Below are 22,482 nucleotides of genomic sequence, written 5' to 3' on the forward strand. Positions count from 1 at the left end.
AAGTAACAAGAGAAAATACAGCGGCCGTGCGCCGCACCGCTCAAGAAACGAGGTGTCTGTTATGAAAAAACGATTGTTCCCCCTGTTCCTTGCACTTTTGCTGCTGCTTTCCGCCTGCGGAGCAAGCGTCAGCAATTCGGCATCGGCGGCAGCCGGTGACAGCGGCAGTATGCCGGGTGACATGAATGGCTGGACCGAGGAAGCGTCGGCAGATACCGCTGAGAGCGGTGCGGACTTTTCTGCGGTGAGAAAGAACGCCAAGCTGATTTTGAACGCTAATCTGACGCTCGAAACGCAGGATTTCGACAAAGCCACTGCGGATATTGAGAAAATGGCAGCGGATGCAGGCGGCTATCTTGAATCGAGCAGTCTTTCCGGCGATGCGGGCAGCCGACATGCAAGCTATGTCCTGCGCATTCCGCAGGAGAAGTTTGAGGCGTTTTACGAGCAGCTCGGCAGCAGCGTGCATGTGGTGTACAGCTCGCGTTCGAGCGAGGACGTGACCGAGCAGTATACCGATATCGAAACCCGTCTGGCAACGCTGACCACCAAGCACGAGCGGCTGCTGGCGCTGCTCGATCAGGCGGATAAGATGGAGGATATTATCTCTCTCGAGAACGCGCTGGCCGACTGCGAATACGAGATCGACTCGCTGACCGGCTCTAAGCGTCATTACGATGATCTGGTCGGATTTTCGACCTTCTATGTGGATCTGAAAGAGGTTCAGACGCTGACCGCAACGCCAGAAGGCAGCGGCTTCGGCGCACAGCTCGCGCAGGCGGCTAAGACCGGAACACGCGGTCTGGTTAACGCGGTTCGCGCGCTCATCGTCGGTGCGGTGATGTTCTGGCCGGTGCTCCTGCTGGCTGCTGCCGGAGGCGGCGCTGTTGCGGTCCTGCGCCGTCGGCGCAGGAAGGCGCGCGAAGCCGAGCAGACGGAGATTTCGACAAAAAAAGATGATCGGTAATACAGGTGCAAAAGGAGCGCAGATGATTGCAATCTGCGCTCCTTTTGTCGGTATTTGTCGATTCGCTACGGCTATGATATACTGATAGTGCTACTGCCCCCCATAAAGGTAGAGAAAGGGGGTGTGCGTTGTGCATATTTTCTTATCTTTTTTACTTTCTGTTGAGGCAAGTGTAGTTGCTTACTATATTTGCAAATGGCTGGACGGAAAGCGGTAACTGGCAGTGAGCCTCAGGTTTAAGCCGCCTGCTCTAATGGAATAGAAAAGCCTCGGTGCTGCAACACCGAGGCTTTTCGTGCGCGTTGCGCACATTCTTATCTTTTACTTATTGATATTATACCGCATATCAACAGCTAATGCAAGTAGATCCGACTGCGCCGGAAGATATTCCTCTGCCCAAGTGAGGAAATATGCACAATATCATAGGCGCTTATTTGGATAGTTTTTATACTATGGTTAAATACATTTGGCTCATTCCTCCAAAGTGTGATATGATTAAATCATTCAGGAGAGAAAGAGAAACGGAGAGAAAACCATGAAACGATGGAAAGGGGCGGCATTGCTGCTGCTCTGCACAGTTGTGATGCTGCGGCTGCTGCAGGGATTGGCACAGCCGGAAAAAGAGAATGCCCATGTGCCGGTGCTCGGTATTGTCACCACGGCGGCAGAGGATGACCGGCGCGAAGCGCAGTCCGAAGCGCTTGTACATGCGGCGGAGGAACATGGCTTCAAAGTGCTGGAAATGCCGGTCGAGCGCACGCAGGAGGCGCAGATTGAAGCCGTGCGTGCGCTGATCGTGTATCAGGTGGACGCAATCGCATTTACGCCGCTGGTGGAAAGCGGCTGGGACAACGTGCTGCGCGAAGCAAAATCCGCCTCCGTGCCGCTGCTGTCGATAGACCGCGCGATACGCGGCGTGGATGATGTGCCGCTGCAGCATATTGGATTTGATTATGCGTCGCTCGCCGAGCAGGCGGCGGATGCGCTTCTGCAGCAGCGCATGCCGCGGGACGGTGTACTGGAGCTTTACGGCACGGTAAATGCTTCGGACGCAAGAGAGATTGCACGCGGCTGCCGCGCGTCTCTGGAGGAACACGGGTTGACCGTAACCTACAGCCTGTGCGGCGACGGCATGCGCTCGCGCGGCTGCGAAATACTGGAGGAGATGGAGGATCATCTGGACGAAATCGGCTATATTTTCGCCCAGAATGACGCGATGGCGCTCGGTGCGGTGGATTATCTGCACAGCCACGGCCGTAAACCGGGCAAGGATGTGCTGATTTGTGCGTTTGGCGGCGGTGCAGAGCTGCGCGCGCTGCAGAAAAAGGGGGAGGTTGCCGTAATCGGCGCACTGGATGATACGCAGCTGGCTGAACTGACCGCAGACGCAGCCCAGCAGATTGCGAAGGCACCGTGGAAACCCTATATCGCTCTGGCGGACACCGCCGTGCTGACGGAGGAGGGAACAGCCGATGCGTAAATCCCATCACAGCCTGCACGGCTTGCTGCGGCGGTCGCTGCTGCACAGTGTGGTCTGCATGATTTTACCGGTGTGCGTGCTGGCCGGTCTGCTGGTTGTGCTGACACAGCGCTATGGCGCGGATATTGCATTGACGACCCGTGCCTCCGAGGTCCGCACTGTGCTGGTGCAGGACCTGCCGGATGAGGTGTGGAACGTGGTTTCTGGCCGTATTTCCTTCGAGGATGGACGGCAGCGGATGCTGATCGACAGCGCTCTGTGGGAACTGAACGATATGCTGGACAGTGCCGGAGAGGACGAGGCACAGTACCTCAACGCGGCGCTGCGCGCCATCCGCACGATCGACAGCTACGTTGATCAGCTGGAAACGCAGATGGACGCCGGTGCCGCAGTCAGCCGCAACGAATCGCTGTACCGCGAGATTCACAGCGTCGGCCATCTGGCGGGCAGCATGCTTGACCGCTATATCGAGAATGAGATCGCCCGCATGGGCCGTTTCAACGCCCGCATTCAGCACGGACTGGGTGCGGCAGCGCTTGCACTCATTGTGCTGGTCGGCGTGATGGTCTGGCTGACTATTCGGGCATCCGACAATCTGGAAGGTGCGATCGGCGCGTCGTTGCGGCAGCTGGAGCAGTTTGCCAACCGCATTGCCGCCGGTGAGCTGACCGAGCGCGTCCCGCCGACCGAGATCGACGAGCTGCATCTGCTGACACGCGATCTCAATACAATGGCGGAGCAGCTAGGGGCGCTCATTCATGAGCGGGTCGAGCAGGAAAAGACCGTTAAAAAAGCTGAACTGCGGGCGCTGCAGGCGCAGATTACGCCGCATTTCATGTACAATACGCTGGAAACCATCGTCTGGCTGGCCGAAGAGGGCCGCAACAGCGAGGTTGTCGAGATGACGATGGCGTTCACCGGCTTTCTGCGCATCTCGCTCAGCCGCGGCGCGGATTACATCACGGTCGAGCGCGAGGAACAGCACGTTGCAAACTATCTGCAGATTCAGTCGGTGCGGTACGGCAGCATCATGCGGTATACGATTGATATTGATCCCGCGCTGCATGAGCGGTATATGCTGAAAATCGTGCTGCAGCCGCTGGTTGAAAACGCGATTTATCACGGCATTAAGCGCAGGCGCGGCAGAGGACAGATCACCGTGACCGGCCGCAGGCAGGCAGGAGGCATGTACTTCGCCGTGGAGGACAACGGCATGGGCATGACACCGGAGCGTCTTGCCGAGGTACGGACCTCGCTGCAGAATGGCGCACCGCTTGACCCGGACGGCAAGGGCGGCTACGGTCTGCGCAATGTAGAACAGCGCCTGCGGCTGTATTACGGCTGCGGACTGACGATTGAGAGTGAATACCGGCACGGCACACGCATCAGCTTCACCGTACCGGACGAACAGGAGGGGAAAACGCTATGATGCGTGTATTCATTGCGGATGATGAGGAGATCATCCGGGACGGCATCCGCAACTGCATTGAAAAGGAGCAGGGACGCTTTCTATTTGCAGGTGAGGCGCCGGACGGCGAAATGGCACTGCCTATGCTGATGGAAATGAAGCCGGATGTGCTCATTACGGACATCCGCATGCCGTTTATGGATGGTCTGGAGCTGGCAAAGGTTGTACGGCGCACCATGCCATGGCTGCGTATTGTGTTCCTCAGCGGACACGATGAATTTGAGTATGCACAGAAGGCGGTTTCGCTGCACGCGGATGCGTATCTGCTCAAGCCGGTCAGCTCGGCGCAGCTGCTCGAAACGCTCGGACAGATTGCCGAGCAGATTGAGCAGGAGCAGCAGCAGCTTCGCTCGGCGGGCGCAAACAGCCGCAGTGAGCGCGAGGAGGATGTACTGCGTGAGCATTTTCTCAACGACCTGCTCTCGGGCAGCGTGCCGACTGCAGAGGCGGCTGTACAGGGAGAACGCTGGGGGCTGCTGCTGACAGCAAAGCAGTATCTGGTGAGCATCGTGCGTCTGCCGGAAAATGCCGTGCAGGAGCAGGTGCGCGCGCTGACCGAGCGTTTGTGCGGCGAGGAAAGCGAGGTCTGCGCCTTTTTCCGCGGCAGCCGCCGGCTGGTGCTCCTGCTGCGCGGAGAGACCGAGGAAGCTGTGCGCGAAACCGCCTACGAGTTTTGTCAGAACCTGCGGCACGAGCTTTGTCAGGTGCTGGGCTGGAACGCGCTGTGCGCGATCGGCGCACCGATCTCCCGTGTCAGCGCCCTGCCGGAAAGCTACCGCACAGCGAAGGATACACTGCTGCAGGCCTCCGCATGTGCGGACAACGGCGTATTCGGCAGTACGGACTTTGCCGGTGTGCAGCACGAGTTCGATTTCTCGGCAGGCGGCTCACTGGCGGACAAGCTGCGGCATGCCGCTCCCGAGGACGTGCCGCGTATTGTCGAGGGTTATTTCGGCGACTCTGCGGCGCAGGACATGCAGAGCGTGCTGTACCGGTATTATCTGCTGATGAATCTGCTCGTCACGGCCTCTCAGCTGGCTGATGAGGTGCAGGCAGGCAGCATTCCGCCTCCGGAGGATCCGCAGGCGGTGCTCAGTCAGGCGGCGACGCTCGAGGGCACAAAGGCCTGTGCCGCCGAGGTGCTCGGCCGCATGACTCGTCTGTGTTATCGCCATCAGAATGTGCGATACAGCGCGGAGATCAGCCGTGCAAAGGAGTTTATCCGCGAAAATTATGCGGACAGCGGTATTTCGTTGCACATGGTGGCGGCAGAGGTCGGGTTCAGTCCGAACCATTTTTCCACCGTGTTTTCGCAGGAGACCGGTCAGACCTTTGTCGAATATCTGACCGCTGTCCGCATCGAGGCGGCAAAGCATCTGCTGACCAAGGGCAACAGCCGCATGAGCGATATTGCGTTCGACGTCGGTTATCAGGATTCGCACTATTTCAGCTATCTGTTCAAAAAGCACGTCGGTGTTTCGCCGCGCGAGTACCGCAGCCGGTCGGAAGAGAGATGAGGCAATACCGCACAATTAAAGCTGCGGCGCTTTGCGGAAATTTTGTGCCCTGACTTTGTTGTGATTTTGCGGTAATACATCAAGTATTACCGCAAAACCACGCCTCGTCAGTCCGTAAAATTTACTCGCAAATCGCTCTTGCTTAATTATGCGGTACTGCCTAAAATAATATCGTAAGAAATTCACCGTTCAGGAACGGCCTTCTTGAATGGTAAAATTTTATCGGATGATGGACGGTAGAGCGAAGCCGCTTAAACTGTTATAGTATAGGGGCAGAGAAAAGCTGCCCGCCTTTTGTATCGAGGTGGAAACTATGAAAAGAATATGTTTTCTTCCTGTTGTTCTGCTGCTGACCGGACTGCTCTGCGGCTGTACGGGTCAGCAGCAGAACGATCCCTCACCGCAGGAGCACAATCATGCGATGGAGGAGGGGACAGAAACACCGAAATATGACCATCTTACCGTTTACAGTCCGCTGCCGGAGTCGGAAACGCTGCTGTACTGCAGTGCCTTCCGCAAGGAGACCGGCATCACCGTGGACTGTATTCATCTTCCTGCCGGAGAAATGACCGCGCGGCTCGAGCAGGAGCGGGACAACCCGCAGGCTTCTGTGCTGCTGGGCGGATCGGCGGATAACTATATTCAGCTGCGAGAGGCCGGTCTGCTGGAGGCGTATCAAAGTCCCGAGCTGACCGATGTGCCCGAAGCCTATCAGGATGAGCAGGGCGTTTGGAATCCGATCTACATCGGCACGCTGTGCTTCGCCTGCAACACCGACTGGTTTGCACGGACGGGAACGCCGATGCCGACCTGCTGGGACGATTTGCTGTCGCCTGCACTGGCAGGGCAGATTGTGATGGCAACTCCGAAAAGCTCGGGTACCTCGTATACCACGCTGGCAACGCTTGTGCAGATGCGCGGCGAGGACAAGGCGTGGGAGTATCTTCAAAAATTAGACCAAAACGTCGGTTTGTACACCCGTTCGGGTGTGGAGCCGGCAGAGCGGGTAAAAAACGGCGAATACGCCGTCGGTATCGTGTTCTCGCACGACGCCTTCCGTGCGGCGCTGGATGGCTATCCCATTGAGGTGCGCAGTCCGGCAGACGGCACCGGCTATGAGATCGGCGCGTGCGCGCTTGTGCGTGGTGCACCGGAGCAGGAGCGCGAAAACGCCCGCACCTTTATCGACTGGCTGACCTCTTCCCGCGGAGAGGAATGCTACATCGAAGCGAAAAGCTGCCGTCTTCCGGCAAACAGCACCGCCCGCGCAGCGGACGGACTGCCGTCGCTGGACGAGGTCAAGCTCATCACCTACGATCTGGAGTGGGCAGGCGAGAACCGCACGCGGCTGATTTCGTACTTCGACACGCATATTTACAGCGCGCGAACCTTAAGGCAACACCGCACAATTAAAGCGGCGGCTCCTTGTGCAGGCTCCGGTCGCACTGCCGCGGTGCTTTGCGGAAATTTTGTGTCCTGACTTTGTTGCAGTTTCACGGTAATACATCAAGTATTACCGCAAAACTGGGCCTCGTCAGTACGCAAAATTTACTCGCAAATCACTCTTGTTCAATTATGCGGTATTGCCTTAACTTAAAAGGTTTAACATAGACGCGGCGGTATGGCGGCAGCCGTACCGTGAAGAGAAAGGAGAAAAGAAAATGGCTAAAAAATCTTCGCGTATGCGGCGGCTGCTCAGCGGTGTGCTGTCGGCCGTGATGCTGGCAACACTGGTGCCGAGCACTGCTTTCGCAATCGGAAGGACGGATACCGGCTCCTTCCTGACGGGTCCGTACCTGATGACCCCGAAAACAAACGGCATGGTTGTCGTTTGGGAACTGGATAAACCGATGAAGTCCACCATTACCTACGGTACGAGCGATGCGGACAAGAAAACGCTCGAGGTTCCGGTAGAGGAGGGCGAAAAGTTTAAGGGTGAGAGCATGCACATGTATCGTGCCCGCCTGACCGATCTGACTCCGGGTACGACCTATACCTACAAGGTTGAGACCGAGGACGGACAGACTATGGATGGTCACTTCCGCACGCTGCCCGAAAATTCGAATGAGATCCGCTTTGTGGTTGTCAGCGACAGCCATCGCTTTGAAACGGCAACTAAGGTTTCCGACGTGATCGCACAGTTCGATCCGGACTTTATCCTGCATACCGGCGATATGGTAGAGGGCACCGGCTCTCAGAAGGATCAGTTCCCGTACTGGTTCCAGAATGTCGGCTCGTTCCTGCACAATGTGCCGGTCATCTACAACAGCGGCAACCACGATTACGGTGTCTACTTTGATGAGTATGTCACCAAGGTGCAGAAGGAGCAGTATAAGTCCAACGAGACCGGACGCAACGTAGCGTTTGACTGCGGTCCGGTGCATTTCGATATGCTGGACAGCAACCCGTGGTCCCTGTTCGAGCTGAACTCCACTGCGGGCGGCGGCGAGGCAGATGCGGCAACCAAGGCCGTTGTAAACGAGTCGCTCGACTGGCTCAAGGCTGATCTTGCAACCGACAATGCCAAGAAGGCTGACTTCCGCGTTGTTACCATGCACCATCCGTTCGAGGATGACCTGACCCGCAAGTACGTTCCCTCCATCGTGGAGAACGGCAACGTGAATATCATGTTCAGCGGCCATACCCATCTGTATTCCCGCTATGCTTCTGCTGACCCGAAGCGCGGCGCGGATACCCTGTATGTAACCCAGGGCGATGCCCGCATCGGCGACGGCAAGATCGACACCGGCAAGCCGGATCAGCGCCTAAACGACAACTATCCCAACCTGCTTGCAACCGGCAAGGGCGATATGCTCGAAGTAACCGTCAAGGACGGTCTGCTGACCTATAAGAACCTGGGTCTGAGCAGCGACGGCGAGAAGGTATTTGAGACGGTTACGCTGTCCAAGGACGGCGCCAAGCTGGCGTACAGCGATATTTCCATCACCCCGGACACCGTTCAGTCCAACGGCACTGTCACGGTATCCGCAAAGGTGACCAATGTCGGCAAGGGTCTGGCAACCGCCTCCATGTGTGTCAAGGACAACGGCACCGACCGTTGGCTGTATGAGTTCGGCAAGAGCGGCAAGGAGCGTGTTGTCGGTCTGAATCCCGGCGAGTCCGCAACGCTGAGCGCACCGCTGACGCTTTCCGCACTCGGCACGCATACCCTCAAGCTGGACAGCTACACCAAGACCGTCAATGTTACCTTCCGCAAGGCAACCTACACCTACAGCAACCTGCGCCTGCAGCTTGGCAGCGGCACGGTAAGCGAGCCGACCAGCGATGTCATCTACACCAAGGCGGATGTGCAGAACATCGGCAATGAGGACGGCACCGCAGAGGCAGTGCTGTACATCAACGGCGCAGCCGTTACCTCGCAGAAGACTGCGCTCAAGGCAGGCGAGACCCGCACGGTTGAGTTTGCCTACAAGGCACCGGCAGGCGGCAGCTATACCGTCAAGGTCGGCAACTCGGCAGAGAAGACCGTTGCCGTGCTCGGCTCCATGCAGGGCACCCCGATCGTAAAGGATAAGTCCGGCAAGGGCAACGACGGCATCATCCGCGGCAATCCGACGCTCGTTAAGTACAACGGCGGCTGGGGTCTGTCTCTGGACGGCGTGGACGATTATGTGGAAATTCCGGATAACAAGAACTATGTGGTAGACAACGGCGTTACCGGCATGGTTTGGGCAAACATCGATCGTCTGGCAACGGGCGATGAGTGGGACCACAACCCGCTGCTGATGAAGGGCGCTTCCATCAGCTACGGCACCAACTACCTGTTCCGCATGGCAGTCCGCAAGACCGGCATGGTTACTTATGGCATTGGCTTCAACAACGATAACGGCGAGTACTTCTGGAACGACGACGAGAATATGGGCGGCGGCGTTACCCTCGGCAAGTGGGTACAGTACACCGGCGGCTTTGATCGTGCAACCGGCGGCGACAGCTACGAGGATACCAAGGCAAGCGGTCACACCGATGCACCGAATTTTGATTCTGAGATCCGCAACTGGGAAGGCAAGTCCATGTACTCCGGCTTTGCATTCCACCGTCATCTGCTGACAGACCGCGGCCGCGGCAAGACGCACACCATGCTGACGGGCGACATCGGCCAGCTCCGCTTCTACACCACCAAGCTGACCGCAGAGGAGAACAAGCAGATTTACGCAAATCCGACTGCAAAGGGTCCGGAAAGCGACAAGCTGGTCGTATGGCTGGATTACGCACCGGAGAATATCGTCACCAAGGGCACGCACACCACTGAGTGGCGCGCAATGACCGGCAGTGCAGCACAGTTTACCTATAACGCAGAGATCACCGGCGCGGCTTCTGCAACCGCAACCGTTGAGACCTCGGACGACGGCAAGACCGTAAAGGCTTCCCAGTCCGCAGAGCTGAAGAACGGCAAGAACACGGTTGATATTTCCGCACTGGGCAGTGCAAAGTATGTTCGCGTTACTACCGTACTGAACTCTTCTGTTGCAGAGAAGTCCACCGATATTCCGGTTATCAACTCGTATTCCATCAAGGCTGGCAATGCCAATACTTGGGCAACGCTGGCAGACTGGAACGAGGGCACCTTCACCGATGCAGTAGGCTACGAATCCGATGATGTATTCAACGATTACTCTGTGGATTACGACGACTACGGCACCGTGGGCAAGAATGTTAAGGTCGTTGAGGGTACGGTAAGCACCTTTACCGACATCGCGGGCCACTGGGCAAAGGATGCCATCGAATATGTGACCGATAAGGCGCTGTTCAACGGCACGACCGCAACCACCTTCTCCCCGAACGAGGGCATGACCCGCGGCATGTTTGTCACCGTACTTGGCCGTATGGCAGGCGCAGATATCTCCGCGTACAACACCCAGAGCCAGTTTGCCGACGTAGACAGCAAAATGTACTACAACGCATACGTCAACTGGGCAGCAGCCAATAAGATCGTTTCCGGCGTGGACGCTTCGCATTTCAATCCGAATGCGCTCATCACCCGTGAGCAGGCTGCGGTTATCATGGACAATTACCTGACCGCCACCGGCACCAAGGTAGAGGAAACCGGCAGTGCAGCTGCATTTGCCGACAGCGCAAGCATCCGCGCTTATGCGAAGGACGCTGTAACCAGAATGCAGAAGGCTGGTCTGCTGAGCGGCAAATCGGGCAACCGTTTTGACCCGCAGGGGACGGCCACCCGTGCACAGGTAGCTGTTATCATGCAGAAGCTGTGTGAAAAGACCGGTAAATAAGCCGATAAAATGAGAAAGGGTCTCCCGCCATTTGGCGGGAGACCCTTTGCGTTCAGAACAGGAAAAGTCAGGAGAGGTTATTGAACAGCACCCCATTTGTTAGACAGTGTGATATACTATCTAATAGATGGGGTGATTTTAATGTCAAAAGGAGTACCGAACAAACGATACACACCAGAATTCAAGAAACTGGTGGTCGAAACGATGCTCGAGGTACAGCTATCGCCGTATCACAGCGGAAGCCAAATCTGAAATGGGTAACGGATGTGACGGAGTTCAGCCTGTTCGGGGAAAAGCAGTATTTGTCGCCCATTCTTGACTTGCACAGCAGTGATTTGGTCAGTTATACGATTTCGGATCGACCTGTGTTAAGCATGGCGACAACGATGTTGGACAAGGCATTTGCAAAAATTCCGGACAACACAAATCTAATCCTGCACTCGGATCAGGGTTGGCAGTACCAGCACAAGCAATACCAATGGATGCTTCGTGAAAAAGGGTATCCGTTAAAGCATGAGCCGGAAGGGCAACTGTTTAGACAACGCTGTGATTGAGAATTTTTTCGGGCTGCTCAAGAGCAAACTGCTGTATTTGCAAAAATTTCAGTCCATGGAGCACTTCAAGCAGGAACTCATTGACTATCCGGACTACTACAACAACCGCAGAATCAAGGCAAAATCGAAGGGCTTGCTGCCTGCGGTTCACAGCCAACAAGCCCTTTCGGCAGCTTGAACAATTTTTACTTCAAAAGATTGTCTAACTTTTTGGGGCACTTCATCTGCATTGCCGTTCCTTTTGCACGCAGAACAGAATTTACAGAGAGAATGTGCTCTTGTGATTCCTTACAAAAACGAAAGGGATTATTTGTTGAAATAACAGATTGACGCTTATACGGACTGTTGCTATTTTGAGTATAGCTTTTGTTTCAATAGTTTCAAATATATGGAAGGGGTCATTCCATGATCTATACGGTAACACTCAACCCCGCATTGGATAAAACGGTAGAAATTCCGAGTATTGCGCTTGACACGGTCAACCGCATCACGGAAATGCGCACGGATCCCGGCGGCAAGGGCATTAACGTGAGCAAAGTGATTGCCAAGCTGGGCGGCGAGAGCCGCGCCGTCGGCATTCTGGGCGGTGAGAGCGGCAGAGCGCTTGAAAAGCTGCTCGAAAACGAGAATTTCACCACGCAGTTCCGGTTCGTTGAGGGGCAGACCCGCACGAATATCAAAATCATCGACCGGATCGGCCACACGAATACCGACATCAACGAGCCGGGTCTGACCGTCACGAATGCAGATTTAGATGCGCTGCTGAACGACCTTCTGGCTGAGGTGCATGCAGGCGACATTGTGGTGCTGGCGGGCAGCTTGCCGAAGGGCGCACCGCAGGATACCTACCGCGTGTGGACGAGCGCATGCAAAAACGCAGGTGCGCGGGTGTTCCTCGATGCGGACGGCGCTTTACTGGCGGAAGGCTTAAAGGCCGCGCCGTACCTCATCAAGCCGAATGATGATGAACTGTCGCGTCTGGCGGGCAGAAAACTGGAAACCATCGAAGAACTGACCGCAGAAGGTCAAAAGCTGCTGGAGAGCGGTATCGAACGGGTGGTTATCTCGCTGGGCGGCCGCGGTGCGCTGTATCTGCGCAAGGGCAGCACGATTTACGCTGAGGGACTCAAGGTTCCGGTCGGCAGTACGGTCGGTGCGGGTGACAGCGTGGTGGCCGCGCTGGCGTATGCCGAGTCGCAGGATATGAGCGAGGAGAACGCGGTCCGTCTCTCGACTGCAACCGGAGCCGCGAATGTCATGTGCAGCGGCACACAGGCCGCCGAGCGCTCGGTTATCGAGGCGCTGCTTCCGAAGGTACGCTTTTCCAAGCTGTAATTGTTGAAATCTATCGTGTTTTAAGATATGGTGAAGGAGAGTTTTATTATGAAAGCAAGGGATGTACGTCTGCATGCTGCGAATGATCCTGCGTCTGGATGCCTTTGAACTGCCGGAAATCCGCGATGATGAGATTCTGGTCAAGGTCGTATCCGACAGCATCTGTATGTCCACCTACAAGTGTGCCATCCTCGGCACCGAGCACAAGCGCGTGCATCCCGATGTAGCTGAGCATCCGGCCGTCATGGGTCACGAGTTCGCGGGCGATATCGTCAAGGTTGGCGCGAAGCATCAGGATAAATTCAAGCCGGGCATGAAGTTCACGCTGCAGCCTGCGCTTACTACGAGGTGTCTCTTGCGGAGACGATGAGTTGCTCGGTCGGTGCGTTTAACGCCGCTTATCACACCAAGATAGGTGTTTATCACCGCGAAATGGGTATTGAAAAGGGCGGCACCGGCTTCGACGATGTATTCTGCTATGCACCGGTCGCAGCCGTGGTAGAGCTGTGCAGCGCCGTGCTTGGCCGCGACTACGCTCAATCTGTCAAAGCTTCCGGGCGGCAAAAAAAGGTGCTGTAACAGTGAGAAAACCCTGTCTGTTGTTGGACAGATAGGGTTTCTTTGGGGGTTAAAGTCAGATATTCGGCTCATACGCCGATACGGCGGCAGTATCTGTATATTGCCCCTCGCAAATCGGAACAAAAACTTTTAACAGAATCGGAAAATAAGAAAAACCGGTTATTTCAAACGAAATAACCGGAGGCTGTCGAAAAACTAACGTTTTCCGAGCAGCCTCTCGATCGAAACCACGCTTTCGATCGAATTCCGAAGAAAAACCGCGCCTTGCAGGCACATTTTTTCTTCCCTTGTATAAATTCCGAGATACATGCTCTCGGAATTTATGAATTTGCTCCGCAAATTCTATTTTATGCGTGCTGCCGCACGAAGTACGAGAGTCGAAAAGCTCAGCAAAAGCTGGGCTTTTTCTCGTATATGAGGTAAATGAAATAGGTAATGCAAAATGATAGAGCGAGGGAAATTAGATTGCGGCGTAGTAGAGATTGTGGACACACAAAATTTGGGATGGAGTCGTTGCGAAATCTACCCCTGGACGCAGAAAAACGGCGTGACCATTGTGGTCACACCGTTCTCTGCCCCTCGCAAAGCTAAATAGTACTTTATCACTATTAAGCCTTGCTCTGCGGTGTTTTCTTTTGCCGAGAAAGCGGTTGAGAATCTCTTTCCGCTCAGCGCTCACTCTTCTTCCGAATCGGTGCCGATATCCAGAACCTTCTGCGTTTCGCTCTCGCTGAGTTCGGTAACGCCCTTCAGCTTGCGGCGGATAGCGCGCGTGCGCGTACCGACCAGCTTATCCAGCTCGCGGCTCGCCTGATCGAGTCGGTTCTGCGTCTGCGTCAGGCAGGCTTCAAACTTGTCAAACTCGGTCTTGACCGCACCCAGAACGCTCCAGACCTCACCCGAGCGCTTCTGAATCGCAATCGTGCGGAACGACATCTGCAGGCTGTTCAGCAGCGCTGCCATCGTGCTCGGACCTGCCAGATTAACATGGTAGTCCCGCTGTAGAATCTCCACCATGCCGCGGCTGACAGCTTCGGCATACAGTCCCTCGAAGGGCAGGAACATGATGCCGAACTCGGTCGTATGCGGCGGTGCGAGATACTTGTCGTGAATGTCCTTTGCCTCGGATTTCAGAGTGGCAATCAGCTGCTTGACGCATGCGTCAATCTGCTCGCGCGAGCCTTCCTCGTACGCATCACGGAGCGCCCCGTAGGTGTCTCCCGGGAACTTGGAGTCAATCGGCAGCCAGACAAAGCTGCCGTCCTCAACGGGCAGCTTGACCGCGTACTCGACCACATTGCGGCTGTTCGGCACGGTCGCCACGTTGGTTTCGTACTGCTCGGGCGCGAGAATGTCCTCGAGGATCGCGCCTAGCTGAATCTCGCCCACAATGCCGCGGGTTTTGACATTGGTGAGCACCTTCTTCAAATCACCGACACCCTGTGCCAGCGTCTGCATCTCACCGAGACCCTTGTAAACCTGCTCCAAACGCTCGTTGACCAGCTTAAACGACTCGTTCATGCGCTCAGACAGTGTTTTCTGCAGCTTTTCGTCTACAATCTGGCGCATATCGTCCAGCTTTTTGTTGTTGTCCTCCTGCATGGCGCGCAGATTTTTATCCACTGTAACGCGAATGTTTTCCAAATCCTGCTTGGTCTCACCCGTGAAGGTGTGCAGGTTTTTATCTACCGTTTCGCGGATAGTTTCCAAATCCTGTTTGGTTTCGCCGGTGAACGTGTGCAGATTCTTGTCCATCGTGCTGCGGATGATTTCCAGATTCTGTTTAGTCTCACCCGTGAAGGTGTGCAGGTTTTTGTCCACGGTTTCGCGGATATTGGTCAGATTCTGCGTTGTTTCCGCCGTAAAGCCCTGCAGACGCGTCTCAAACCGACCGAGTTGATCGGTCAGACCGCTCATTTTGTCGCCAAGGCTCTTGTCCATCGCGGAAAGCTGATTGCTTTGTGCTTCCCGGCCTTCGCGCAGGTTTTGCGTCACGAGCGTGCCGAGCGCAGTAATGGATGCGGTTGGGTCAATCTGCTGCGGAAGCTCCGGCTTTTCCGGCTTGCGGGTCAGCAGAGCAATGACCAGTCCCAGCAGGATTACCACCAGAACCAGGGTTATAATGGGTATGTATTGCATAATTTCTCCTTTTACAGCACTTTCAGTTCTTTTGCGATGCGCTGCATCTCCTGATCGGTCTCCGCAATAACATCCGCACACTTCTTCAAATCATCGGACATATGCTCCGGAATCTCCACATCGGATTTATAGCGCAGCTGGTGCTCCAGGCTGGCCCAGAAATCCATCGCCATCGTGCGAATCTGCAGCTCGATGCGTACCGGCTGCGTGCGTTCCGCGAGGAAAATCGGCACCTCGAGGATCAGATGCAGGCTGCGGTAGCCGTTCGGCTTGGGATTGGCAATGTAATCCTTCTTCTCGATCAGCGTCAAGTCATCCTGCCGCATGAGCATGTCCGCTACTGTGTAAATATCCTCGATAAACGGACAGATCACGCGGATACCGCCAATATCGTTCAGATTGTCTATCATGGACTGCAGCGTGATCGGGAATCCGCGCCGCTTGAGCTTGCTGATAATGCTGCGCGGGCTTTTGATGCGGCTCTTGATGGCATCAATCGGGCTTGGCTTGCCCGAAATACGCGACTCATCGCTTAGAATATCCAGCTTGGTCTTGATCTCACGGATGCCGGATTCGTACAGCAGCATCATCTGCTGCATCTGCATCGCGGATTCGATCAGCAGTTCCTCGTCGTGCTGCGACAGCCGGTCAATCGCGAAAAAGTCAGCCAGTTCCATAGTCTTTACCCTCCTTGCGTTTCTCTTTCCTGCTATCATTATACCACATTCGACAATCGGGTACAATGTGCACCGGACTTCCCTTTTGTGGGCTATCCGGCATCTGCCGATGAAGTGTCCGCTGTGCGGCAAATTTTCGGCGGCGCGTATATTTTCCGCAGCAGCCGACCATACTGTCAGCAACGGAGGTAAAGGGACATGAAGCAATATCAATCCAAACACACCGCGGCGCTCTCTACCCGCGGATTCTACACCATTCTTTCGCTGTGTGCGCTCATCATCGCCGCATCCGCATGGGTGATCTGGTACAATGCACACCGGCAGAACGCGGTCGAGCCGGACACCGGCATGCCTATCATCGCACCGGCCGACTCGACCGCCGAAGCACCGACCGAACCGGCTACTGTTCTGCAGCAGGAGCAGGAACCCGAGCCGGTGATCGAGGAACAGCCGGTCGCGGCGGCAGAGCCGGAACCGGCGGTGACGGTCAGCGCACCCGTGTATGTGCGGCCGGTGTCCGGAGCCGTGCTGACGCCGTTTTCGGGTGACACGCTGCTGTTCCAGCCGACTATGGGCGACTGGCGTGTTCATGCCGGCACGGACTTCTCTGCCGAAGCCGGCGAAACCGTGCTCGCACTGACCGACGGCACTGTGCAGCAGATTGCCGAGGATGGCCTGTACGGCACCTGCGTGACGCTGACGCATACTAACGGTCTGACCTCGTCGTACTGCGGCATGGACGATGTACGCGTGCAGGAAGGACAGGTTGTCTCCGCCGGTGAGGCGCTCGGCGTGTGCGCGGACAGCATTCCCGCAGAATCCGCACTCGGCACCCATGTGCATGTGCAGGTGACGCAGAATGACGCGCCGATTGATGTACTCACGCTGCTCGATGAGGATGAGCCGGAGTAAATCGACACAGACTGTGCGTGATCTGCTCTGAAATCCTGCTGCCATCGCATGCGCCATCGGAGTATGCAGACCGTGAAACCATCTGGAACGTGGTGGAGAAAGCCGAACGCGGAAAGAAAGCACAGCTTGCGTACAGCTTTGACATTGCCTTGCAGAACGAGTTTTCCATGCAGGAGAACATCGCTCTGGCAAGGCAATTTTTGTTGGAGAACTTTGTGAGCCGGGGTATGGTAGTGGACTTTGCCGTTCATTCTCTCGACAAGGAGGACGTCGGCATTTCCAATCCGCACTTTCATGTCATGTGCCCCATTCACCCTTTGGACGAACACGGCAGATGGGGCAACGAGCAGCGGCAAGGACAAGTGGATTCTGGATGAGGATGCTGCCCGGATTGTCAAGCGCGTCTTTGACCTCTGCATTGACGGCAAAGGCCCAGAGCAGATTTCGCGGATTCTTGAAAGGGACCATGTGGAAATCCCCGCACTGACAGAACTCATGATTGCAGAATCTACCCCTGGACGCAAAAAAACGGCGTGACCTTAACGGTCACACCGTTCTCTGCCCTAACCGCAGGACTTATAGTTCCTTAAAACGGTTAAGCCTTACTCTGCGGTGTTTTCTTGTTTGCAATTAGCCGAGCTTCGGGAACAAGTCCTGCTCGATAACAGCGTCGAGCGTCATGCCTGCATAGGCAATCTGCGCCAGACCGTCGATGAAGCGGGAGACTGCTGCGATCAGCACGGAAATGTTATCCGCCACAAACGGAATGATTTTCTCGAGTTCGAGAGAGCCGTCCACCAGTGTGTTGTGCTTGAGGTAAATCTGACCGGCCTCCTCAAAGAAGCCGAACGAGCCGAGCGCACAGAAGTTGTTGCAGTAATCGCACGCATGACGAAGCTGCACCTTGTTGTTTTCCGGGGCACCCTGAAACAGCGTAACGAAGAACTGCAGCAGACCCATGTCCTCTGCGGGCAGCTGCATCGGGATGAAGCAGGCTTCAATCACAACGTCCTTGGCAACCTTGCCCTGACGCATTGCCTCGCAGCGCAGAATGGTCGGTGCGCCGTCCTTCTGCATGATTTCCGCACGGAAGCCGTTCTGGTTGAGAACATCGTTCATGCAGCCTAAAATCTGATTTTGCTGTTCGATTTTCATTCTTTTTTCCTTTCTTCCATTCACGCAGAATGTAGGGCGGACTGAGGTCAGCCCGCCCTACAATAAACGTAAAATATTACTTTACGCCGATATCGGTGCGATAATGCGCCTTATCGAAGTGAATCTTCTTGACATCGGCATACGCCTTGAGGATCGCTTCGTCGAGCGTGGGGGCAACTGCCGTTACGCCGAGCACGCGGCCGCCGCTCGTGACCAGCTTGCCGTCCTTGACGGCGGTGCCTGCGTGGAATACGAACGAGTCGGTCACATCGTCCAGACCGGTGATCTCCTTGCCCTTTTCGTAGGCCTTCGGATAGCCGCCGGACGCCATGCAGACACAGCAGGCGGCATTGTCCGCCCACTTGATGTCGATATCCTCGAGCTTTTCGTCGATAATGGCATTGAAGATGTCAAACAGGTCGGTGTCCAGTCGGGACAGGACAGCCTGCGTCTCCGGGTCGCCGAAACGAGCGTTGTACTCGATAACGCGCGGGCCCTTCGGGGTCAGCATCAGGCCGAAATACAGCACGCCCTTGAACGGACGGCCTTCCTTCTCCATGGCCGCGACGGTCGGCTTGAAGATAGTCTCCATGCACTCGGCGGCAATGTCGTCGGTATAGAAGCGGGACGGCGAGAATGCGCCCATACCGCCGGTGTTCGGGCCTTCGTCATGGTCGTAGGCACGCTTGTGATCCTGTGCGGACGGCATGGTCTTGAGGTGCTTGCCGTCTACGAAGGCGAGCACGGAAACCTCCGGACCGGTCAGAAACTCCTCGATAACGACACGCGCACCGGCGCCGCCGAATGCGCCGCCGTCGATGGCGTCCTTGACTGCTTCGATGGCTTCTTCCTCGGTCATAGCCACGGTAACGCCCTTGCCGAGTGCAAGACCGTCTGCCTTGACAACGATTGGCGCGCCATTCTTCTTGATGTACTCGATCGCGTCTGCGGAGTTCTCAAAAACAGCGTAGCCAGCGGTCGGAATGTTGTATTTCTGCATTAAATCCTTCGCAAAGGACTTGCTGCCCTCAATAATAGCGGCGTTCTTGCGCGGACCGAAGGCACGGATGCCTGCGGCCTCGAGCGCGTCTACCATGCCGAGTGCAAGCGGGTCGTCCGGTGCTACCATAACGAGATCCGGCTTGTGCTCCTTGGCGAAAGCCACCATGCCGTCGATGTCGGTCGCCTTGATGGCAACGCACTCCGCTTCAGCGGCAATGCCGCCGTTGCCCGGTGCACACCAGATGTGGTCAACCTTGGGGCTCTTCTTCAATGTATGGACGATGGCGTGCTCACGGCCGCCGCCGCCGATAACCAAAACTTTCATTTATTGTTCCTCCGTTTGTAGGTATATGCGCTGTGCGCGGAACATTTCTACGATCAGTGCTACTGTGCCGATGGAGATGCAGGTATTGGCCAGTGTCCAGACGGTGTTAAACAGATAGTCGTTCAGCCAGCCGGGTGCGCTCACGAGCACGAGAATGTAGCCCGCGCTCCAGACCACCAGCAAAACCCATTCGGGCAGCGTGCTGTGCTCGATTTTGTGCATCTGGTCTTTTACGCCCATCAGCAGCATGCAGCCGGTGAGCAGCAGCGGCACGAGCGCCGCATACTGCAGCACAATCCGCAGCAGACAGGGCGGGATGACTGCCGGACCGAGGATGAGCTTGAACGCCATCGTCACGTCCGCGGCAATGCTCGCGCGCATATACCAGCGGGACGCATTCTGCACGGACAGCGCACCGGCAGACACCAGCGCGAACGCCAGTATCTGCAGTGCCCAGTTGTACTGCGCGGCCAGACTGAGCAGCAGTCCGCCGGATACGGCTAAGTAGGCATAATAGCCTTTCAGCAGTTTCATTAGTGATGGAACAGACGCATGCCGGTGAACGCCATCGTGATGCCGTACTTGTTCGCGGTCTCGATTACGTTGTCGTCACGGATGGAGCCGCCCGGCTGTACAATGTACTCCACGCCGGACTTGCGTGCGCGCTCTACATTGTCGCCGAACGGGAAGAAGGCATCCGAGCCGACGGTTACGCCGGTGTTCTTTGCAATCCACGCCTTCTTTTCCTCAGCGGTGAGCACCTCCGGCTTTACCTTGAAGGTCTTCTGCCATACGCCTTCAGCCAGTACGTCCTCGTACTCGTCCGAGGTGTAAACGTCGATCGCGTTGTCGCGGTCCGGGCGGCGGATGCCGTCAACAAACTGCAGACCGAGGACCTTCGGATGCTGACGAACGAACCAGTTGTCGGCCTTGTTGCCGGCGAGTCGCGTGCAGTGGATGCGGCTCTGCTGACCTGCGCCGACACCGATGGTCATGCCGTCCTTGACGTAGCAGACCGAGTTGGACTGGGTGTACTTCAGCGTGATGAGCGCGAGGATCATGTCGTGCTTGGCGCTCTCCGGCAGATTCTTGTTCTCGGTAACGATGTTGGTGAGCAGGCTCTCGTTAATCTCGTAGTTGTTGTAGCCCTGCTCAAAGCGGATGCCGAAAATGTCGCGCTGCTCGATCGGCTTTGGCTCGTAGTTCGGGTCGATCTTGACAACGTTGTAGCCGCCCTTGCGCTTGGTCTTGAGGATCTCGAGGGCCTCAGCGGTGAAGTCCGGTGCGATGATGCCGTCGGAAACCTCGTGTGCGAGGTAGGAAGCGGTGTCTGCGTCGCAGGTATCGGACAGCGCCGCCCAGTCACCGTAGGAGCACAGACGGTCAGCGCCGCGTGCACGGATGTAAGCGCATGCAATCGGGGACAGCTCCTTGTCGGTGTCAACAAAGTACATCTGACGCTCAACATCGGTCAGCGGCTTGCCGAGCGCGGCACCGGCCGGAGAAACGTGCTTGAAGGACGCAGCTGCGGGCAGGCCGGTCGCCTTTTTCAGCGCACGGACGAGCTGCCAAGAGTTGAATGCGTCACAGAAGTTGATATAACCCGGCTTGCCGTTGAGTACCTCAATCGGAAGCTCGCCCTCGGTCATAAAAATGCGGGCCGGCTTCTGGTTGGGGTTGCAGCCGTACTTTAAGGCTAATTCTTTCATAAATAGTCCTTTCTGCTCATCAGGCCGCAGTTATTCTGCGTTCTTGTTGCGGATTTCCTGCTCAACTTCGCCGGTCTCCAGATCGACGTAGCGCACGAACAGCGAAACCTTGTTCTGCTCGTTCAGGCTGTTCCAGAGCAGGTTGGTGAACTCGTGAATGGGCAGCTCGATGCGGATGCACTTCGGCTCGCCGCGGAACGGCGGCAGCGGATCGCCGTCGCACTGATAGGTATGGATGAAGTGGCCCAGACCGGCAACCGGCTTATCGTACTCATAGAAAAAACGCTTGTTGGCGGTGCGGTCCGAGGTGAAGTTCTTGAGGATGGACAGGCTGTAGGAGCCGTCCGGATTGACAACGCCCGAAATGCGGGAGGTGTAGTTGGGGGCGTCCGGCTCAAACTGGCGGGTGCGGAGCGCCTCAAAGTAGCTCTTGCCCTGCTTGAGATAGTCCACGATGGTATCGGTCTGGTCGCCGTTGGTAACGACCAGGGTGCCGTTGTACAGGCGCACCGGATGATAGATGATCAGCGAGGGATCGACCATCTTGGACGGGTCAAATGCCTCCGTGCGGATACCGTCCTCGGTTTCGGTGAACACGCGGTTGCGGCTGTTCTCCGAGCGGCCCATGATGAAGTAGGCGATAACATTCTTTTTATTATCCGGGGTGCGGCCGAGAATAATGCCGCGGCCGGGATATGCGTTGCTCATCAGCTCCTGGCTGATGTCAAAAACATTCTTGCTCATAATGCTGTCACTCCTGTTCAGTTTTTATGGACGATAGCGCCGTCCACGCGCAGTCTGCCTGCGCAGAAGTCGGATACTGCCTGCGGCAGAAGAATCCACTCCGCGTTCTGCATGACGCGTTTCTGCAAGGTCTCCGGTGTGTCGCCATCTTCCACTTCAACGGCCTTCTGCGCGATGATTGCGCCGCCGTCTACCACTTCGGATACAAAATGCACGGTCGCACCGGTAACCTTTACCCCTTTTGCCAACGCGGCTTCATGCACGCGCAGACCGTAGAAGCCCTCTCCGCAGAAGGAGGGGATGAGCGAGGGATGTACGTTGATAATGCGGTTTTCGAAATGGCGGCAGAAGCTGTCCGGCAGGACGGTCATGAAGCCTGCGAGCACGATCAGACCGATGTCTGCGTTCTCCAGCAGAGCGGTAAGCGCCTTGCCGTACTCTTCCGCGTCGGAAAAGTCCCTGCGGCGCAGCACCTCGGAGGGAATAGCCGCTTTTGCGGCACGCTCGAGTGCATACGCCTTCGGGTTGGACGAAACCACGAGCGAAATCTGTCCGTTTTCGATCTTGCCCGCCTGCTGTGCGTCAATGAGCGCCTGCAGGTTCGTGCCGCCGCCCGAAACCAAAACTGCAATTTTTGTCATTTATTTTTCTCCAAAAAACAAATGAA

General features: G+C 56.1%; 18 protein-coding genes and 2 pseudogenes. 12 read left to right on the forward strand and 8 right to left on the reverse strand.

The features are described 5' to 3' along the window. Positions 1-61 precede the first annotated feature (61 nt). From DW724_RS10880 to DW724_RS16440, 10 genes and pseudogenes are all read left to right on the forward strand, one after another. Positions 62-967 carry a DUF4349 domain-containing protein gene (locus DW724_RS10880; RefSeq protein WP_118761480.1) on the forward strand — a complete coding sequence of 302 codons (906 nt, stop codon included), beginning with the start codon at positions 62-64 and terminating at the stop codon, positions 965-967. A gap of 535 nt (positions 968-1,502) precedes the next feature. After that, positions 1,503-2,447 (forward strand): substrate-binding domain-containing protein, encoded by a 945-nt coding sequence (locus DW724_RS10885; RefSeq protein WP_118761481.1) that lies wholly within the window; start codon positions 1,503-1,505, stop codon positions 2,445-2,447. Further along, positions 2,440-3,876, forward strand: a complete 1,437-nt coding sequence (locus DW724_RS10890; protein ID WP_118761482.1) for a sensor histidine kinase — start codon at positions 2,440-2,442, stop codon at positions 3,874-3,876. Before DW724_RS10885 ends, DW724_RS10890 begins: the two co-directional genes overlap by 8 nt. After that, positions 3,873-5,432, forward strand: a complete 1,560-nt coding sequence (locus DW724_RS10895) for a response regulator (protein WP_118761483.1) — start codon at positions 3,873-3,875, stop codon at positions 5,430-5,432. The genes DW724_RS10890 and DW724_RS10895 overlap by 4 nt, the downstream gene beginning before the upstream one ends. A 313-nt stretch (positions 5,433-5,745) precedes the next feature. After that, entirely contained in the window at positions 5,746-6,912 is a 1,167-nt protein-coding gene (locus tag DW724_RS10900) for an ABC transporter substrate-binding protein (protein WP_118761484.1), read from the forward strand. Positions 6,913-7,093: 181 nt separating this feature from the next. After that, positions 7,094-10,684, forward strand: a complete 3,591-nt coding sequence (locus DW724_RS10905) for an S-layer homology domain-containing protein (protein WP_118761485.1) — start codon at positions 7,094-7,096, stop codon at positions 10,682-10,684. A gap of 239 nt (positions 10,685-10,923) precedes the next feature. After that, positions 10,924-11,416: pseudogene (locus DW724_RS16065) on the forward strand (IS3 family transposase); the annotation flags it as partial. Between the two features lie 227 nt (positions 11,417-11,643). Next, entirely contained in the window at positions 11,644-12,573 is a 930-nt protein-coding gene (gene pfkB / locus DW724_RS10920) for a 1-phosphofructokinase (RefSeq protein WP_118761488.1), read from the forward strand. A 73-nt stretch (positions 12,574-12,646) separates the two neighbouring features. Next, positions 12,647-12,943, forward strand: a complete 297-nt coding sequence (locus DW724_RS10925; protein ID WP_243183967.1) for an alcohol dehydrogenase catalytic domain-containing protein — start codon at positions 12,647-12,649, stop codon at positions 12,941-12,943. Continuing rightward, positions 12,940-13,152 (forward strand): hypothetical protein, encoded by a 213-nt coding sequence (locus DW724_RS16440; RefSeq protein ID WP_442861281.1) that lies wholly within the window; start codon positions 12,940-12,942, stop codon positions 13,150-13,152. The genes DW724_RS10925 and DW724_RS16440 overlap by 4 nt, the downstream gene beginning before the upstream one ends. A gap of 675 nt (positions 13,153-13,827) precedes the next feature. Here DW724_RS16440 and rmuC read toward each other — a convergent pair. Further along, positions 13,828-15,291 (reverse strand): DNA recombination protein RmuC, encoded by a 1,464-nt coding sequence (gene rmuC, locus DW724_RS10930; RefSeq protein WP_243105739.1) that lies wholly within the window; start codon positions 15,289-15,291, stop codon positions 13,828-13,830. Between the two features lie 11 nt (positions 15,292-15,302). Next, entirely contained in the window at positions 15,303-15,968 is a 666-nt protein-coding gene (locus DW724_RS10935) for a GTP pyrophosphokinase (protein WP_118761489.1), read from the reverse strand. A 198-nt stretch (positions 15,969-16,166) separates the two neighbouring features. Between DW724_RS10935 and DW724_RS10940 the strand changes: the two genes are divergently transcribed. Next, positions 16,167-16,880 carry a M23 family metallopeptidase gene (locus DW724_RS10940; protein WP_118761490.1) on the forward strand — a complete coding sequence of 238 codons (714 nt, stop codon included), beginning with the start codon at positions 16,167-16,169 and terminating at the stop codon, positions 16,878-16,880. Between the two features lie 17 nt (positions 16,881-16,897). Further along, a pseudogene (locus DW724_RS10945) lies at positions 16,898-17,236 on the forward strand (MobA/MobL family protein); the annotation flags it as partial. A 274-nt stretch (positions 17,237-17,510) separates the two neighbouring features. Here DW724_RS10945 and DW724_RS10950 read toward each other — a convergent pair. From DW724_RS10950 to purN, 6 genes are all read right to left on the reverse strand, one after another. Continuing rightward, positions 17,511-18,035, reverse strand: coding sequence for a hypothetical protein (locus tag DW724_RS10950; protein ID WP_110435875.1), 525 nt, complete (start codon positions 18,033-18,035; stop codon positions 17,511-17,513). A 76-nt stretch (positions 18,036-18,111) separates the two neighbouring features. Beyond that, complete coding sequence (purD, locus tag DW724_RS10955) at positions 18,112-19,362, reverse strand: phosphoribosylamine--glycine ligase (RefSeq protein WP_118761491.1); 1,251 nt, start codon at positions 19,360-19,362, stop codon at positions 18,112-18,114. Further along, on the reverse strand, positions 19,363-19,896 hold the full coding sequence (locus DW724_RS10960; RefSeq protein WP_118761492.1) for a hypothetical protein: 534 nt from the start codon (positions 19,894-19,896) through the stop codon (positions 19,363-19,365). Next, positions 19,896-21,071, reverse strand: coding sequence for a phosphoribosylaminoimidazolecarboxamide formyltransferase (locus DW724_RS10965; protein ID WP_118360630.1), 1,176 nt, complete (start codon positions 21,069-21,071; stop codon positions 19,896-19,898). Before DW724_RS10965 ends, DW724_RS10960 begins: the two co-directional genes overlap by 1 nt. Before the next feature lie 30 nt (positions 21,072-21,101). Continuing rightward, positions 21,102-21,815 (reverse strand): IMP cyclohydrolase, encoded by a 714-nt coding sequence (locus DW724_RS10970; protein ID WP_117492078.1) that lies wholly within the window; start codon positions 21,813-21,815, stop codon positions 21,102-21,104. Between the two features lie 17 nt (positions 21,816-21,832). Further along, on the reverse strand, positions 21,833-22,456 hold the full coding sequence (gene purN, locus DW724_RS10975; protein ID WP_118360631.1) for a phosphoribosylglycinamide formyltransferase: 624 nt from the start codon (positions 22,454-22,456) through the stop codon (positions 21,833-21,835). Between the last annotated feature and the right edge of the window lie 26 nt (positions 22,457-22,482).

This window comes from Butyricicoccus sp. AM27-36 (assembly GCF_003480945.1).
In the GTDB taxonomy this organism is placed as follows: domain Bacteria; phylum Bacillota; class Clostridia; order Oscillospirales; family Butyricicoccaceae; genus Agathobaculum; species Agathobaculum butyriciproducens.